Annotated in this window: 15 protein-coding genes; 8 read left to right on the top strand and 7 right to left on the bottom strand. The window is 64.7% G+C overall.

Annotation, left to right across the window (positions count from 1 at the left end; all coding sequences use genetic code 11):
* Positions 1-86 precede the first annotated feature (86 nt).
* The 4 genes from AC1RR3_RS11580 to AC1RR3_RS11565 all read right to left on the bottom strand — a co-directional run bounded on the left by AC1RR3_RS11580 (position 87) and on the right by AC1RR3_RS11565 (position 2,977).
* On the bottom strand, positions 87-992 hold the full coding sequence (locus AC1RR3_RS11580; RefSeq protein ID WP_492822489.1) for an AAA family ATPase: 906 nt from the start codon (positions 990-992) through the stop codon (positions 87-89).
* A 63-nt stretch (positions 993-1,055) separates the two neighbouring features.
* Positions 1,056-1,862 carry an FAD binding domain-containing protein gene (locus AC1RR3_RS11575; protein WP_492822487.1) on the bottom strand — a complete coding sequence of 269 codons (807 nt, stop codon included), beginning with the start codon at positions 1,860-1,862 and terminating at the stop codon, positions 1,056-1,058.
* 33 nt (positions 1,863-1,895) lie between these two features.
* Entirely contained in the window at positions 1,896-2,381 is a 486-nt protein-coding gene (locus tag AC1RR3_RS11570; protein ID WP_008137528.1) for a (2Fe-2S)-binding protein, read from the bottom strand.
* Between the two features lie 149 nt (positions 2,382-2,530).
* Positions 2,531-2,977: an SRPBCC family protein gene (locus AC1RR3_RS11565; RefSeq protein ID WP_008137529.1), complete on the bottom strand. Its 447-nt coding sequence runs from the start codon at positions 2,975-2,977 to the stop codon at positions 2,531-2,533.
* Between the two features lie 171 nt (positions 2,978-3,148).
* Between AC1RR3_RS11565 and AC1RR3_RS11560 the strand changes: the two genes are divergently transcribed.
* Together AC1RR3_RS11560 and pcaD are read left to right on the top strand one after the other, a co-directional pair.
* Positions 3,149-4,504: a 3-carboxy-cis,cis-muconate cycloisomerase gene (locus AC1RR3_RS11560; protein ID WP_492822482.1), complete on the top strand. Its 1,356-nt coding sequence runs from the start codon at positions 3,149-3,151 to the stop codon at positions 4,502-4,504.
* A gap of 36 nt (positions 4,505-4,540) precedes the next feature.
* On the top strand, positions 4,541-5,323 hold the full coding sequence (gene pcaD, locus AC1RR3_RS11555; protein ID WP_492822481.1) for a 3-oxoadipate enol-lactonase: 783 nt from the start codon (positions 4,541-4,543) through the stop codon (positions 5,321-5,323).
* A gap of 6 nt (positions 5,324-5,329) precedes the next feature.
* Here the strand turns inward: pcaD and AC1RR3_RS11550 are convergent, their stop codons facing one another.
* Positions 5,330-7,501, bottom strand: coding sequence for a hypothetical protein (locus AC1RR3_RS11550; protein ID WP_492822479.1), 2,172 nt, complete (start codon positions 7,499-7,501; stop codon positions 5,330-5,332).
* Between the two features lie 162 nt (positions 7,502-7,663).
* Here AC1RR3_RS11550 and AC1RR3_RS11545 point away from each other — a divergent pair, with 162 nt between their 5' ends.
* On the top strand, positions 7,664-8,056 hold the full coding sequence (locus tag AC1RR3_RS11545; RefSeq protein WP_039152041.1) for a carboxymuconolactone decarboxylase family protein: 393 nt from the start codon (positions 7,664-7,666) through the stop codon (positions 8,054-8,056).
* Here the strand turns inward: AC1RR3_RS11545 and AC1RR3_RS11540 are convergent.
* Both AC1RR3_RS11540 and AC1RR3_RS11535 read right to left on the bottom strand, forming a co-directional pair.
* Positions 8,018-8,554, bottom strand: a complete 537-nt coding sequence (locus AC1RR3_RS11540; protein WP_492822476.1) for a hypothetical protein — start codon at positions 8,552-8,554, stop codon at positions 8,018-8,020. The genes AC1RR3_RS11545 and AC1RR3_RS11540 overlap by 39 nt on opposite strands.
* A gap of 197 nt (positions 8,555-8,751) precedes the next feature.
* Positions 8,752-8,940 carry a hypothetical protein gene (locus tag AC1RR3_RS11535; RefSeq protein ID WP_492822474.1) on the bottom strand — a complete coding sequence of 63 codons (189 nt, stop codon included), beginning with the start codon at positions 8,938-8,940 and terminating at the stop codon, positions 8,752-8,754.
* A gap of 277 nt (positions 8,941-9,217) precedes the next feature.
* Here AC1RR3_RS11535 and AC1RR3_RS11530 point away from each other — a divergent pair, with 277 nt between their 5' ends.
* The 5 genes from AC1RR3_RS11530 to AC1RR3_RS11510 all read left to right on the top strand — a co-directional run bounded on the left by AC1RR3_RS11530 (position 9,218) and on the right by AC1RR3_RS11510 (position 14,300).
* Entirely contained in the window at positions 9,218-10,135 is a 918-nt protein-coding gene (locus AC1RR3_RS11530) for an ABC transporter permease subunit (protein ID WP_492822472.1), read from the top strand.
* 9 nt (positions 10,136-10,144) lie between these two features.
* On the top strand, positions 10,145-11,464 hold the full coding sequence (livM, locus tag AC1RR3_RS11525; RefSeq protein ID WP_492822470.1) for a high-affinity branched-chain amino acid ABC transporter permease LivM: 1,320 nt from the start codon (positions 10,145-10,147) through the stop codon (positions 11,462-11,464).
* The gene (locus AC1RR3_RS11520; RefSeq protein ID WP_492822468.1) at positions 11,461-12,294 is read left to right on the top strand and encodes an ABC transporter ATP-binding protein; all 834 of its coding nucleotides are present in this window, start codon (positions 11,461-11,463) and stop codon (positions 12,292-12,294) included. Before livM ends, AC1RR3_RS11520 begins: the two co-directional genes overlap by 4 nt.
* Entirely contained in the window at positions 12,291-13,031 is a 741-nt protein-coding gene (locus tag AC1RR3_RS11515) for an ABC transporter ATP-binding protein (RefSeq protein WP_492822466.1), read from the top strand. The genes AC1RR3_RS11520 and AC1RR3_RS11515 overlap by 4 nt, the downstream gene beginning before the upstream one ends.
* Before the next feature lie 150 nt (positions 13,032-13,181).
* Entirely contained in the window at positions 13,182-14,300 is a 1,119-nt protein-coding gene (locus tag AC1RR3_RS11510; RefSeq protein WP_492822464.1) for a branched-chain amino acid ABC transporter substrate-binding protein, read from the top strand.
* The last annotated feature ends 6 nt before the right edge of the window (positions 14,301-14,306 follow it).

Raw genomic sequence — 14,306 nt, 5'->3', positions numbered from 1 at the left:
TCTTGGGCGCGAGCCCGGAATCTATTCATCCACCATCGCTGCACAATGGATTCCGGGTTCGCGCTACGCGCGCCCCGGAATGACGGCTAATCGCTCGTCGCTTCCTTCAGCACCTTCTGCAAGGTGTCGCCCTGCATGCGGGTGATGTCGTCCTGGTACTTGAGCAGCGCGCCCAGCGTGTCGCCGACCACTTGCGGGGTCAGCGAGCGGGCATCTAACTCCGACAGCGCGGTGGCCCAGTCGATGGTCTCGGCGACGCCAGGCGATTTGTAGAAGTCCTGGTTGCGCAGCGCCTGCACGAAGCGCACGACCTGCTGCGACAGCTTTGCGGAGATGCCGGGCACGCGTGACTTGACGATGGCGAGCTCGCGCTCGGCTGCGGGATAGTCGACCCAATGGTAGAGACAGCGCCGCTTCAGTGCGTCGTGGATCTCGCGGGTGCGGTTGGAGGTGATGATAACGATCGGCGGATGCGGCGCCTTCACGGTGCCAAATTCCGGAATGGTCACCTGGAAGTCGCTGAGGATTTCCAGGAGATACGCCTCGAACGCCTCGTCGGCGCGGTCGAGCTCGTCGATCAGCAGCACCGGCGGCCCGGCGACATCAGGCTCCAGCGCCTGGAGCAGCGGTCGCTTGATCATGTAGCGGTCGGCGAAGATGTCGCTGGAGAGCTGATCGCGATCGGTGTCCCCGGCGGCTTCCGCCATCCGGATCGCGATCATCTGCGCCGCGCTGTTCCACTCGTAGACCGCGGAGGAGACGTCGAGGCCTTCGTAGCATTGCAGGCGGATCAGCTTTCGCCCCAGCGCCGCCGACAGCACCTTTGCGATCTCGGTCTTGCCGACGCCGGCCTCCCCTTCGAGAAACAGCGGCCGCCCCATGCGCAGCGAGAGATACGTCACCGTCGCCAGCGACCGCTCGGCCAGATAGCCGCGCGACGTCAGGAGTTCGAGCATCGCATCGACCGATGCCGGCAAGGCCGTGAGAGTCATGAAAGAGCCAGTCTCGCTACGCCCTCACCGGGGGCAGGTAATGGGCCAGTTGGTCAGGCCCAGTCATTCCTTGGCATTGGCGGCGTCGAGGGCGCGCCGGGTCAGCACCCCGATGAGGTGCGCGCGGTATTCCGCGCTGCCGTGGATGTCGCTGTTCAGGCCGTCCGCGGGCACCTCGATGCCGTCGAGCGCCTTCGCGGCGAAGCGCTTCTTCAGGGCCTCCTCGAACGCGGTGACGCGGAACACGCCTTCCGAGCCGGCGCCTGTTACGGCGACCCGCACGTCCGACGGACGCCGTGCCACGAACACGCCGACCAGAGCGTAACGCGAGGCCTGGTTGCGGAACTTGATGTAGGCCGCCTTCTTCGGCAGCGGGAACATCACCTTGGTGATGATCTCGTCGGCTTCCAGCGCGGTCGTGAACAGGCCCTGGAAATACTCCTCGGCCTTGAGGCGGCGCTTGTTGGTGACGATGGTGGCGCCGAGCGCGAGCACCGCAGCCGGATAGTCGGCGGTTGGATCGTTGTTGGCGAGCGAGCCGCCAATCGTGCCCTTGTGGCGCACGGCCGGATCGCCGATGCCGCCGGCAAGACTTGCTAGCGCCGGGATCGCCTCACCGACGATGGCGGAGGTCGCGACCTCAGCGTGCTTGGCGGTGGCACCGATCACCAGCGCACGGCCCTTCATCTCGATCGCGTTGAGCCCCTCGATATGGGAGAGGTCGACCAGATGCGGGGGGCTGGCGAGGCGCTGCTTCATGACCGGAATCAGCGTGTGACCGCCGGCGACCAGCTTGGCGTCTTCGTTCTTCACCAGGAGGTTGGCAGCCTGCCGCACGGTCCCGGGGCGATGATATTTGAATTCGTACATCTGAATGTCCTGATCGCAGAATGCGCGCGCGGTTTAGGCGAGATCGGATTTCGCCATCGCCTTGGCACCGGCGGAGATCGAGGCGACGATGTTCTGGTAGCCGGTGCAGCGGCAGAGATTGCCTTCTAGTTCTTCCCGGATCGTATGGTCGTCGAGCTCATTGCCCTTGCGATGGACGATGTCGATCGCGGTCATGATCATGCCGGGCGTGCAGAAGCCGCACTGCAGACCATGGTGCTCGCGGAAGGCTTCCTGCATCGGATGCAGCGGCGCGCCGTCGGCGGCCAGCCCTTCTATCGTCTTGACCTCGTGGCCGTCGGCCATCACGGCCAGCGTGGTGCAGGACTTCACGGCCTTGCCGTCGAGATGCACGACACAGGCGCCGCACTGCGAGGTGTCGCAGCCGACATGGGTGCCGGTCAGCCGCAGATTCTCGCGCAGAAACTGCACCAGAAGCGTGCGGGGATCGACGTTGGCCGTCACAGGATTGCCGTTCACGATGAGGGAGATTTTTGCCATAAGCACTCTCTATCAGCGCCCCGACGGGTCCCGTCGAAGCGGTTCTTATAATTATTCCAACCCATCATATGGGCCATTATGGCTCGGGGCAACATCACCTCGGACGCAAGGCGCCATGCCGAAAGGCGATAGGTTTCAGCCCTGTACCGCTAGCCTTGTACAGCTTTGGCGAAGTTCGCGAAAAACTCGTCGGCCAGCTTCTTGGCGGTGCCGTTGATCAGGCGCTGTCCGAGCTGCGCCAACTTGCCGCCGATCTGCGCCTCGACCTCGTAGGACAAGAGCGTGCCGCCGTCCTTCTCCGCGAGCTTGACCACCGCGCCGCCCTTGGCGAAGCCGGCCACGCCGCCCTCGCCCTCGCCGGAGATCTTGTAGCCATTCGGCGGGTCGAGATCAGAGAGCGTGACCTTGCCCTTGAAGCGCGCCGACACCGGCCCGACCTTCATTTTTGCCGTTGCGCGGAAGCCGCCATCCTCGGTCCTCTCCAGCTCCTCGCAGCCGGGGATGCAGGCCTTCAGCACCGCGGGGTCGTTGAGCTTCTCCCACACGGCCTCGCGCGGCGCCGCAAGCTGGACTTCGCCGTTCATTGTCATGGCCATGGGGTGCCTCCGGGGATCGTAAAAGGTGGGGATGCTCAAGTAACGCACGGGAGCCGCAAAGGAAAGGGCAGGCCCGGGTCACGTGCAATGCATATTCGCACCTGCAAAAAGTCTTGTGCGGACGGTTTGGGATTGGCACAGCCGGGGCATGGTGGTTAGGTCGCGCGCAACATGAGCACAGCCCTCTCCCCCCTGCTCGCGCCGATGCTCTCGAGCGCGGCCATGCGCGCCGTCTGCGACGACTGGTCCACCCTCCAGAACATGCTCGATTTCGAGGCAGCTCTGGCCCGGGCCGAGGCCGCCGTTGGTGTGATTCCCGCGTCCGCGGTGGGCCCGGTCGAGGCTGCCTGCAAGGCTGATAGCTTTGACCTGGCCGCGCTGGCCGAGGCCGCGACGCGATCGGGCAACCTGGCCATTCCGCTGGTCAAGGCGCTGACCGCCAACGTCGCGAAGGCCAATGCGGAGGCTGCGCGCTACGTGCATTGGGGGGCGACCAGCCAGGACGTCATCGACACCGCGACCATGCTCACCCTTCGCGCCGGCATCGATGCGCTGGACGCCGACCTCAGCCGCGCCATCAAGGGCTTTGCCGCACTGGCGCGCGCCCATCGCAACACCGCGATGGTGGCGCGGACTTGGCTCCAGCATGCGCTGCCGATGCCGTTCGGCCTGAAGGCCGCCGAATATGCCTCAAGTCTTGCGCGTGCACGCTGCCGCCTGCGGCGGATACGCCGCGAGGGCCTCGCACTGCAATTCGGCGGTGCGGCCGGTACGCTCGCGGCCCTTGGCGATAAGGGGCTCGCGGTCGCCGAGCGATTGGCGCAGGAGCTCGACTTGCCGCTGCCGGAGGCCCCCTGGCACACCCACCGCGACCGCATCGCCGACGCAGCCTCGGCCTTCGCGATCCTCGCCGGCAGCTGCGGCAAGATCGCCCGCGACGTCTCGCTGATGATGCAGACAGATGTCGGCGAAGCGTTCGAGCCCGCCGGCGAAGGCCGCGGCGGCTCCTCGACCATGCCGCACAAGCGCAATCCGGTCGCAGCCGCGAGCGCTTTGGGCTGTGCAACCATGGCGCCGCAGCTCGCCGCGACGATTTTTGCAGCCCAGGTGCAGGACCATGAGCGCAGCGCCGGCCCCTGGCACGCGGAATGGCCGACGCTGCCGCAATTGATGCTGGTCACCTCCGGCGCGCTTGCCGCCATCGTCGACATCGCCGAGGGGCTCGATGTCGACGCCGCGCGCATGCGCAGCAATCTCGATGCGACGCATGGGCTGATCATGGCGGAAGCGGTCACCTTTGCGCTGGCCGATAAGATCGGCAAGAGCGATGCGCATCATCTGGTCGAGGCCGCGAGCAAGCGTGCGGTTGCCGAGAAAAAGCATCTGCGCGAAATTCTCGCAGCCGATTCGCAGGTCACTGCGCATCTTCCGCCGGAGAAAATTGCGGCATTGTTCGAGCCGATGGCCTATCAAGGGGCTTCCCAGGCCCTGATCAACCGGCTGCTCGACAGCCTCGACCGCGAATAAAGCAGCCTTGAGCGGAAATAAAACGGAGACGCCAGCATGCCCATGATCGATGCCGACGGTTGCCTGATCAACGTCTCCGTCGAGGGCCGCGACGGCGGGCCGACCTTGATGCTCTCCAACTCGCTCGGCTGCACGCTGCAGATGTGGGAGCCGCAGATGAAGGCGCTGACGCAGATCTTCCGCGTCATCCGCTACGACCGCCGCGGCCACGGCAAGTCGAACGTGCCGCCCGCCCCCTACACGATGGAGCGCTTCGGCCGCGACGTGCTGGCGATCCTCGACGACCTCAACATCGAGAAGGTGCATTGGTGCGGCCTGTCGATGGGCGGCATGGTCGGGCAATGGCTGGGCGCCAATGCGCCTGAAAGGTTCGGCAAGCTCATCCTCGCCAACACCTCCTGCTACTATGCCGAGCCGACCAAATGGCTGGAACGCATCGACGCGGTGAAGAAGGGCGGCATCGCCGCGGTGGCCGATGCCGTGATCGCAGGCTGGCTCACGCAGGATTTCCGCGAGCGCGAACCTGACATCACAGCGAAGATGAAGGCGATGCTGCTCGCCTCCCCCGTCGAGGGGTATCTCGCCTGCTGCGAGGCGCTCTCGACGCTCGACCAGCGCGAGCTGCTCCCCAAGATCAAGAGCCCGACCCTGGTCATCGCCGGCCGCCACGACATGGCGACGCCGATCTCGGCAGGCGAGCTGATCCGCTCCAGCATTCCCGGCGCCAGCATGACCATCATCGACGCCGCCCACATTTCGAACGTCGAGCAACCACACGCATTCACCGACGCGGTGGTGGGCTTCCTGACGCAGCGCTGATTTTTCCTAACGCGGCTCGGTGGAAGGCTGCTGCGCTGGAAGCTGCGACGGCGCGGGCTTTGGTTCTGCCGGATTGTCCGCCTGCGCTGGTGCCAGCAGCCGCCGGAGAACGTCTAGCTGTTCACTGGTGAGCTGCTTCTGCTCTCGCTGAGCGTCGAGGATATTCTGCAACAGATCGCGCGTCCCGACGTCTTGATCTGCCGATTTCGGAGCAGAATGTGTTGAAATCTCCGAGCTCGGTGGTGCGTGTGCCCCTGGCTTGCGGAGTTCGATCAGGAAGAAGCCCGACAAAGTCAGCCCCGCGCTGCAAAGGACGACCGCGACCGGAATCAACAGCCAGGTTTTCAGGACCTGCACGGCAATGCGAAGCGCTGCGACCAAAATGAAGAAATACCAGATCAGCTCAGTCGCTGACGAAGCTGCCGCCCATTGCTCGCCTTTGATCAAGACGAACAGGTGGGAGACATAATATGGCACCAGGGCGGCGAGCAGGATGAACTCACCCCAACGCTGGATTTCTCCGATCTCTGACTGAATCGAATTCGTGTCCTCGTCAATCTTGGTGGCGCGTTCCACCAGCGAGTTCTGCGTGATCGAGAGGTAGTTCTGGTCGAGACTGACAATGCTCGCCGTTGCCCGTTCGTAGCGGACACCGAGCCGGTCGATGAAATCGAACTCGGGGCCCAGCCGGCGCCGGATGAACTGGTCATAGGGCTGATCGCCCTCGAGACGCAGAATGCGCAACAGCTTCACATTGTCCTCGAACTGCCGCACGTAGTAGCGGGACCGTTCAATCCGGTAGAGCGGACCGCTGCCGGTCTTTCTCAGAAATCTGCCCGTGATGTTGTTGAGCCGTTTATGGGCCATGGCGATCTCGTTCATGGCCGCACGATTCCGCTCGGCCGCGGTCACCTGGGCGTTCTGGCTCGCGCGCGTCTCGTATGTCTCCGTTCGCGCGATCGCGCGGCGCGCCCTCTGGGTGGCCTCCTCCAGAGCGGCCAGCTCGAGCCCGGCATTGTGCAGCCATTTGACGTCCTTGAGGGCACATAGCCGGAACGTGCCAAGCTGGAGGATCTGGCTGACCAGGCGCCCGAGCTGCCACTTGTTGACCACGGTCCTGTTGTCGACCCACTGGTGCGCATAGACGATGAACTCGACGGGAATCCGCTCGTCGTCCGCAATCCCGGGCAATTGCGGACCAAGCGTGCTCAGATACAGCGCGCGGCCGTCGAGCATGTAGTTGACGGCACATTCGTAGCGCGTGTGATCGGCACGGACGCGGTGCTGGATCAGGGGCAGCAGCATCTGCTTGGCCTCGGCGCCCCAGCTCGGCGGTCCGTTGAACTTGAAGAAGCGATCATCCGCAAAGCGCACGGTTTGCTCGGAGGCGATCAAGCCACGAAAGTCCGCGCAGACCCTCTGAAAGACAGCGTCGTCGCGGAAGGCTCCGCCAAGCGACAGCACCTCATCATCGAAGTCGCGCCAGAATTTGTGGAACGCATAGCGGTTGATGTCCCTGATGAGATCGTCGACCGGCTGCGGTGGCGACGCCGGGTCGCCGCTAGCGGGGGCCGGGACGGGAGCCAGGCTCGGATTTAGATAGGCCTTGATCTGGTCCACCGTCTCGTTCAGCTCGTCGATGTCGGTGGACTTGCCGCTGCGCAGCCGATCGAGCTCGACGAAGACCGACATCGTGAAATACTCGTCCCGGGTCTCGAAGCGGATCGTGACGTCGAGCGATCGCCAGACGAATTGCAGGCTGACGACGCGGTTGGTACTCGCGAAGATGTCGTTCTGGCGCCGCGTGAGCTCCTTTTTGACGTCGTCGTCCAGTGGCTTGCGGTAGGCGCTGCCGAACAGCAGGTTGACGCCGTCAATCCGAGGCGTGACCTCGACCGGCCTGCCGAGCTTTGCTTCCAGCCCGATCCAGAGCTGCCGGACGAAGCCGTCGAGGGCCTTGTTGATCTCCCTGGGCCGCTTGTTCGGCGCCCATTCCGGATTGACCGGCTGTTCCCGACCACGCCCAGGCTCCTGAAAGTTGGTCCAGAAGGCCAGATGCCACACCAGCGCAGGTGCGCTCAGCACCTTTGGCGGCTTGCGGTGCGCACCCGCGTTCAGCTCGTGATAATCGTCGGCCGTGTTGAACATGACAGTATAGCCGGGGACGGTCTCGACCATGGCAATTCACTCCCTCGCAATGAAGGCCTCAGGCGCGTGCAATGGCCGATACTACCGCAGATAGAACGGCACCGAAAGACGTGAGCCTCGCCTCAACGGGCTGTCGGCTGCGGCGGGGGTACGCTAGATTGGCGTGACCGTCATTTTGACCAGAGGATGCCCATGGACGACCAGAAGCGCCGTGACGCCGGCATGAACGTACGCCGAAAGGTGCTGGGCAATGCCTGGGTCGACAAGTCGATCGCGGGCCGCAATGCGTTCAACACCGATTTTCAGGACATGATCACCCGCTACGCCTGGGGCGAGATCTGGACGCGGCCGCATTTCGACGAGCGCACGCGGCGAGTGCTCGTCATCGGCACCATGGTCGCGCTAGGGCAATGGGACGAATTCCGCCTGCACGTGCGCGCGGCGCTGGCCGAGGGCGGCTTCACGCCCGACGACATCAAGGAAATCCTGCTCCAGCAGGCGATCTATTGCGGCGTGCCGGCGGCGAACCACGCCGTCAAGGAAGCCTCAGCGATTGTGCAGGAGCTCGGCCTGCTCAAGAGCTAGCGGCGCGGTGGCGTCGACGGTCGTCTGGATGATCTTGGGCGCCGCCGCGGGCTTCTCGATCACCACGACGATGGCGGCCCCGAGCAGGAGCAGCAGCTCGGTGGCGTGCAGCCGGAGCGCGGCCATCTCGCCGACCTTGGAGGCCATCACCATGCTGGCAAACGAGATCGCACTGCCGATCGCCAGCGCAATGCCGAGCGCCTCGTCGCTGCCGCCACCCTTGCGGGTTCGGGGAAGGCACAGAAGTGCGAGGTAGATCGCAAAGAATGCCACCACGGTCAGCCGGCCCAGGGCCAGCAGCCAGGCGGCACGCACCGTGTCCATCCCTGCCATCTGGAGATCATCACTGAGGAACAGCGCCACGGCGACGCTCGGGCGCTCGTAGAGGCCGTGCACCGGTGCGACAAAGATGTTGAAGGCCACAAGCGTCCAGACCGGGATGAAATAGGCCGCCAGCAGCACGCCGTTGACCGAGCCGATCCGCCAATTCCTGAACATGCCGCTTCCCGCTTCGCCTGCCACGCGCCTTCCAGGGAAGGCTTTGCGGGGAGCTAACTCGCATCAGACTGTGGCGGCAATTTAAACCCTTTGTTTACGTTAACCGCCCCGGCGGCGGCGCGGTCAAAGCAGTTGCCCAGGATAAAGGCCCCGCCTCTCGGCGGGGCCCGCTCACTCTTCACGCCTGGGTTCCCTAACTAGTCGTCCTGGCCGCGCTGGCCGCCCTGCTGATGGCCGGGCCGGTCGCCCTGGCGCATCGGATCGTTCTGCTGCTGCTGTCCGGGCTTCTGGCCGCCGCCCTGCTGCTGCCCTGGCTGCTGACTTGGGCGCTGTTGGCCGGGGGTCTGAGTCTGCTGGCCCGGATTCTGGTTCTGCTGCTTCGTCATTTCGGGAAACTCCCTTGTTGGACGTCAGAGGGGAGCTAACGACCGGCATCGGATTTGGTTGCTACGCGGAACCCGGTTCCTCGCGCCTGCGGAACCCCGACATGACCTCCGTAACCAAATGAGTTCTGTACAAGCCATTATGCCGAGGCATGGCCAGTTGCAGCCGCCAGTTCCCTCCTGTTACAAAACAAGGAGAACGCTCAAGGGCTGCCGGGGCCCAAGAACTCTCTCTCAAGAGCTCCCTTTGAGCCGCGTCAAGTTTGGGTAACGGCAGTCTATGGATTATTTCGCCCAGCAGCTCATCAACGGCCTCGTGCTCGGCTCCATCTACGGCCTGATCGCGATCGGCTACACGATGGTCTACGGCATCGTCGGCATGATCAACTTCGCCCATGGCGACGTCTTCATGATCGGCGGCTTCATTGCGCTGATCACCTTCCTGCTCCTGATCTCGACCGGCCTCACCGCGATCCCGGTGATCCTGCTCGTGGTGCTGCTGGTCTCGATGGCGATCACTGCGCTCTATGGCTGGACCATCGAACGGATCGCCTACCGGCCGCTGCGGCATTCCTTCCGCCTTGCCCCGATGCTGTCGGCGATCGGCATGTCCTTCGTGCTGACCAACTATTCGCAGGTGGCGCAAGGCGCCCGGGTCAAGCCGATCCCGCCCCTCATCACCGGCGGCTATACGCTGCATGAGAGCGCCGACGGCTTCGTGATCCAGCTCTCCAACATTCAGATCATGGTGGTGATCACCACCATCGTGCTGCTGGCGATCTTCACCTGGCTGGTCTCGCGCACACGGCTCGGGCGCGACATGCGCGCCTGCGAGCAGGACCAGACCATGGCCGCGCTGCTCGGCGTCGACGTCGACCGCACCATCTCCATGACCTTCGTGATCGGCGCGGCACTCGCCGCGGTCGCCGGCCTGATGTACCTGCTCTATTACGGCCTGGTCGACTTCTTCATGGGCTTCGTCGCCGGCATCAAGGCCTTCACCGCGGCCGTGCTCGGCGGCATCGGCTCGCTGCCGGGCGCCATGCTCGGCGGGCTTGCGATCGGCCTGATCGAGACGTTCTGGTCGGCCTATTTCTCGGTCGAGTACAAGGATGTCGCCGCGTTCTCGATCCTGATCGTCGTGCTGATCTTCATGCCGACCGGCCTGCTCGGCCGTCCCGAAGTCGAAAAAGTCTGACGGTCGCGCGTGACAGCTCCCCCGACCAATACGGCCAAACCTGCAACGGGCATTCCCGCCCTCCTGAAGACCGCCTTCATCAACGCCCTGATCGCGCTGGTGCTGTTCTCGCTGATGGTCGGCATCCGCACCGAGGCGGGCTCGGACGGCCAGCTCACCTATTGGACCCGCTTCGGCGAGGTCGCAGCTCTCGTCGCCGCAGTGTTCGGCGGCTCGATCGTGATCGAGCTGTTGCGGCAATGGATCGGCCCGACCGGCACCGAGAAGCTCATTCCGCCGGCGGTGCAGAGCGGCATGTCGTTCGTCGGCCGCTATCTCGCGCCGGCCCTTCTGGTCTTCACGCTGCTGGTGCCTGTCATCTTCTACGACCAGCGCTACATCCTCGATCTCGCGATCCTCGTGCTCACCTATGTCATGCTGGGCTGGGGATTGAACGTGGTGGTCGGGCTCGCCGGCCTGCTCGATCTCGGCTACGTCGCATTCTACGCGGTGGGTGCTTATTCCTACGCGCTGCTCGCCACCAATTTCGGCTGGTCGTTCTGGGTCTGCCTGCCGCTGGCGGGCATCCTCGCCGCGTTCTGGGGCGTTCTGCTCGGCTTCCCCGTCCTGCGCCTGCGCGGCGACTACCTCGCTATCGTGACGCTCGCCTTCGGCGAGATCATCCGCCTCGTCATCATCAACTGGCAGGAGCTCACCGGCGGTCCCAACGGCGTCTCCAGCATACCCCGCCCCTCCTTCTTCGGCATCCCGCTCGACAACAGCGACGACGGGCTGGCCGCAAAACTCGGCATCGAGTACTCGCCGACCCACCGCATCGTCTTCCTGTTCTATCTGATCCTGGCGCTGGCGCTGCTCACCAACTGGGTGACGATCCGCCTGCGCCGCCTGCCGATCGGCCGCGCCTGGGAGGCGCTGCGCGAAGACGAGGTCGCCTGCCGCGCGCTCGGTATCAACACCACGACGACGAAGCTCACGGCGTTTGCGACCGGCGCGATGTTCGGCGGCTTTGCCGGCGCGTTCTTCGCGACCCGCCAGGGCTTCATCAGCCCGGAATCCTTCACCTTCCAGGAATCGGCGCTGGTGCTCGCCATCGTCGTGCTCGGCGGCATGGGCTCGCAGCTCGGCGTGGCGCTCGCCGCACTCGCCATGATCGGCGGCTTCGAGCTGTTCCGCAGCCTCGAGACCTACCGCATGCTGGTGTTCGGCATGGCGATGGTGCTGATCATGATCTGGCGGCCGCGCGGCCTGATCGGCCACCGTGCCCCCACCGTGTATCTGACCAAGGCGCAGGCGATCTCCTCCGACCTCGTCAAGGAAGGGCACGGATGAGCGGCGACACCATTCTCAGCGTCGACCGGCTGACCATGCGCTTCGGCGGCATCGTCGCCGTGCAGGACCTGTCGCTCTCGGCCGAGCGAAAGAAGATCACCGCGCTGATCGGGCCGAACGGCGCCGGCAAGACCACGGTCTTCAACTGCATCACCGGCTTCTACAAGCCGAGCGGCGGCACCATTCGCCTGACCCATGACGACGGCCGGACGATCGCCTTGGAGAAGCTGAACGATTTTCGTATCGCCAAGCAGGCCAAGGTGGCGCGCACCTTCCAGAACATCCGCCTGTTTCCAGGCATGACCGCGCTGGAAAACCTGATGGTGGCGCAGCACAACGCCCTGATGCGGGCCTCCGGCCTCACCTTCCTCGGCCTGATCGGCGCGCCCAGCTATCGCGATGCCGAGCAGCGCGCGATCGATCTCGCCACCGACTGGCTCAGGCGGGTCAACCTGCTCGACCGCGCCGACGATGCCGCCGGCAATTTCGCCTATGGCGACCAGCGCCGGCTCGAAATCGCGCGCGCGATGTGCACCGAACCTGCGCTGCTGTGCCTGGACGAGCCCGCCGCCGGCCTCAACGCGCGCGAGAGCGCCGCTCTGAGCGAGCTGCTGCTCTCGATCCGCAACGAGCTCGGCACCTCGATCCTTTTGATCGAACACGACATGTCGGTGGTGATGGAGATCTCCGACCACATCGTGGTGATGGACCATGGCGTCAAGATCTCGGAAGGATCACCGCGCGCGGTCCGCGACGATCCCAAGGTGATCGCCGCCTATCTCGGCACCGACGAGGACGAAGCCGTGGCCGTGATGGAGAGCGGGTCGTGACGTCGCCCAATCCCCTGCTCGCGATCCGCGGCCTTCGCGCCGCCTACGGCAAGATCGAGGCGCTGAAGGGCGTCGACGTCGAGATCAATGCCGGCGAGATCGTGGCGCTGATCGGCGCCAACGGCGCCGGCAAGTCGACGCTGATGATGACGATCTTCGGCAAGCCGCGCGCCCGTGCCGGCCAGATCCTGTACGAAGGCCGCGACATCACCGATGTTCCCACCCACGAGATCGCGCATCTGCGCATCGCGCAATCGCCGGAGGGCCGGCGCATCTTCCCGCGCATGAGCGTGGCGGAAAACCTCCAGATGGGGGCGGACGCCACCGAATGCACGGATGCGGAACGCGAAGCGACGCTCCAGCGTGTGTTCTCGCTGTTTCCGCGGCTGAAGGAACGCTTCGCCCAGCGCGGCGGAACGCTTTCCGGCGGCGAGCAGCAGATGCTGGCGATCGGCCGCGCCTTGATGAGCCGTCCCCGCCTGCTCCTGCTGGACGAGCCCTCGCTCGGGCTCGCACCGCTGATCGCGCGCCAGATTTTCGATGCGATCCGCGCCCTGAACCGGCAGGACGGCCTGACCGTGCTGATCGTCGAGCAGAACGCCAACCACGCGCTCAAGCTCGCCCATCGCGGCTATGTCATGGTCAATGGCCTGATCACGCTGGCCGGCACCGGCGCCGAGTTGCTGCAGCGCCCCGAGATTCGCGCCGCCTATCTGGAAGGCGGCCGGCACGGCTGAGTGGGGCCATATGCGGCGGAATGTGGCGAGATATCTCCGCCAATGCCCGTATTTTGCCGGTGACTTCTCCTCGAATTCATTCAAGAATGGCGCCGGTTTGAACCGGGCATGCCCGGCAACGTCCACAGGCGACCACCCGCGAGGTATCTCATGAAATCACTGAAGCTCATCGGTCTGGCATTCGGCGCGTCGATCGCGCTGTCGAGCGCGGCATTCGCGCAGGATGTCACGATCGCAGTCGCAGGCCCGATGACCGGCGGCGAATCCGCCTTCGGCCGCCAGATGAAGAACGGCGCCGAGATGGCCGTGGCTGACATCAACACCGCCGGCGGCGTCAACGGCAAGAAGCTCGCGCTCTCCGTCGAGGACGATGCCTGCGATCCGAAGCAGGCACGCTCGGTCGCCGAGAAGATCGCCAGCGCGAAGATGCCGTTCGTCGCCGGGCACTATTGCTCGTCGTCGTCGATCCCCGCCTCGGAGGCCTATGCCGACGGCAACGTGCTCCAGATTACCCCGGCCTCGACCAACCCGAAGTTCACCGACAGCGGGCTTTGGAACGTGGCGCGCGTCTGCGGCCGCGACGATCAGCAGGGCCTGGTCGCGGCGCAGTACATCGCCAAGAACTTCAAGGGCAAGAACATCGCGATCCTCAACGACAAGACCACCTACGGCAAGGGTCTTGCGGACGAGACCAAGAAGGCGCTCAACAAGGCCGGCATCACCGAGAAGATGTACGAGTCCTATAACAAGGGCGACAAGGACTTCAACGCGATCGTCTCGCGCCTGAAGCGTGACAATATCGATCTCGTCTATGTCGGCGGCTACCATCAGGAGAGCGGCCTGATCCTGCGTCAGATGCGCGACCAGGGCCTCAAGACCATCCTGATGGCCGGCGACGCACTCGCCGACAAGGAGTACGCCTCCATCACCGGCCCCGCCGGCGAAGGCACGCTGTTCACCTTCGGCCCCGATCCGCGCAACAAGCCGACCGCGAAGAAGATCGTCGACGCCTTCAAGGCCAAGAACATCGACCCCGAAGGCTACACGCTCTACACCTATGCGGCGATGCAGGTCTGGTCGCAGGCGGCCAAGAAGGCCGGCACCACCGACGCCAAGAAGGTCATGGCGGCGATCAAGGCCGGCAAGTGGGACACCGTGATCGGCCCGATCGAGTATGACGCCAAGGGCGACATCAAGCAGCTCGACTACGTCGTCTACAAATGGGACGCCAAGGGCGGCTACGCGGAGATCAAGGGCAACGGCACCTGACGCTTG

The sequence above is a fragment of the Bradyrhizobium sp. GW821-FHT13H05 genome, from assembly GCF_058804065.1.
The sequence above is the reverse complement of the archived record's forward strand: the minus strand, read 5'-3'. Positions and strand labels throughout refer to the sequence as shown.

Bases quoted from the DNA above. Each gene is read 5' to 3' on its own strand.
- AC1RR3_RS11535 (WP_492822474.1), bottom strand. From the start codon at position 8,940: ATGACGAAGCAGCAGAACCAGAATCCGGGCCAGCAGACTCAGACCCCC.
- pcaD (WP_492822481.1), top strand. From the start codon at position 4,541: ATGCCCATGATCGATGCCGACGGTTGCCTGATCAACGTCTCCGTCGAG.
- AC1RR3_RS11575 (WP_492822487.1), bottom strand. From the start codon at position 1,862: ATGTACGAATTCAAATATCATCGCCCCGGGACCGTGCGGCAGGCTGCC.
- AC1RR3_RS11540 (WP_492822476.1), bottom strand. From the start codon at position 8,554: ATGTTCAGGAATTGGCGGATCGGCTCGGTCAACGGCGTGCTGCTGGCG.
- AC1RR3_RS11550 (WP_492822479.1), bottom strand. From the start codon at position 7,501: ATGGTCGAGACCGTCCCCGGCTATACTGTCATGTTCAACACGGCCGAC.
- AC1RR3_RS11545 (WP_039152041.1), top strand. From the start codon at position 7,664: ATGGACGACCAGAAGCGCCGTGACGCCGGCATGAACGTACGCCGAAAG.
- AC1RR3_RS11520 (WP_492822468.1), top strand. From the start codon at position 11,461: ATGAGCGGCGACACCATTCTCAGCGTCGACCGGCTGACCATGCGCTTC.
- AC1RR3_RS11560 (WP_492822482.1), top strand. From the start codon at position 3,149: ATGAGCACAGCCCTCTCCCCCCTGCTCGCGCCGATGCTCTCGAGCGCG.
- AC1RR3_RS11570 (WP_008137528.1), bottom strand. From the start codon at position 2,381: ATGGCAAAAATCTCCCTCATCGTGAACGGCAATCCTGTGACGGCCAAC.
- AC1RR3_RS11565 (WP_008137529.1), bottom strand. From the start codon at position 2,977: ATGGCCATGACAATGAACGGCGAAGTCCAGCTTGCGGCGCCGCGCGAG.
- AC1RR3_RS11530 (WP_492822472.1), top strand. From the start codon at position 9,218: ATGGATTATTTCGCCCAGCAGCTCATCAACGGCCTCGTGCTCGGCTCC.
- AC1RR3_RS11580 (WP_492822489.1), bottom strand. From the start codon at position 992: ATGACTCTCACGGCCTTGCCGGCATCGGTCGATGCGATGCTCGAACTC.
- AC1RR3_RS11510 (WP_492822464.1), top strand. From the start codon at position 13,182: ATGAAATCACTGAAGCTCATCGGTCTGGCATTCGGCGCGTCGATCGCG.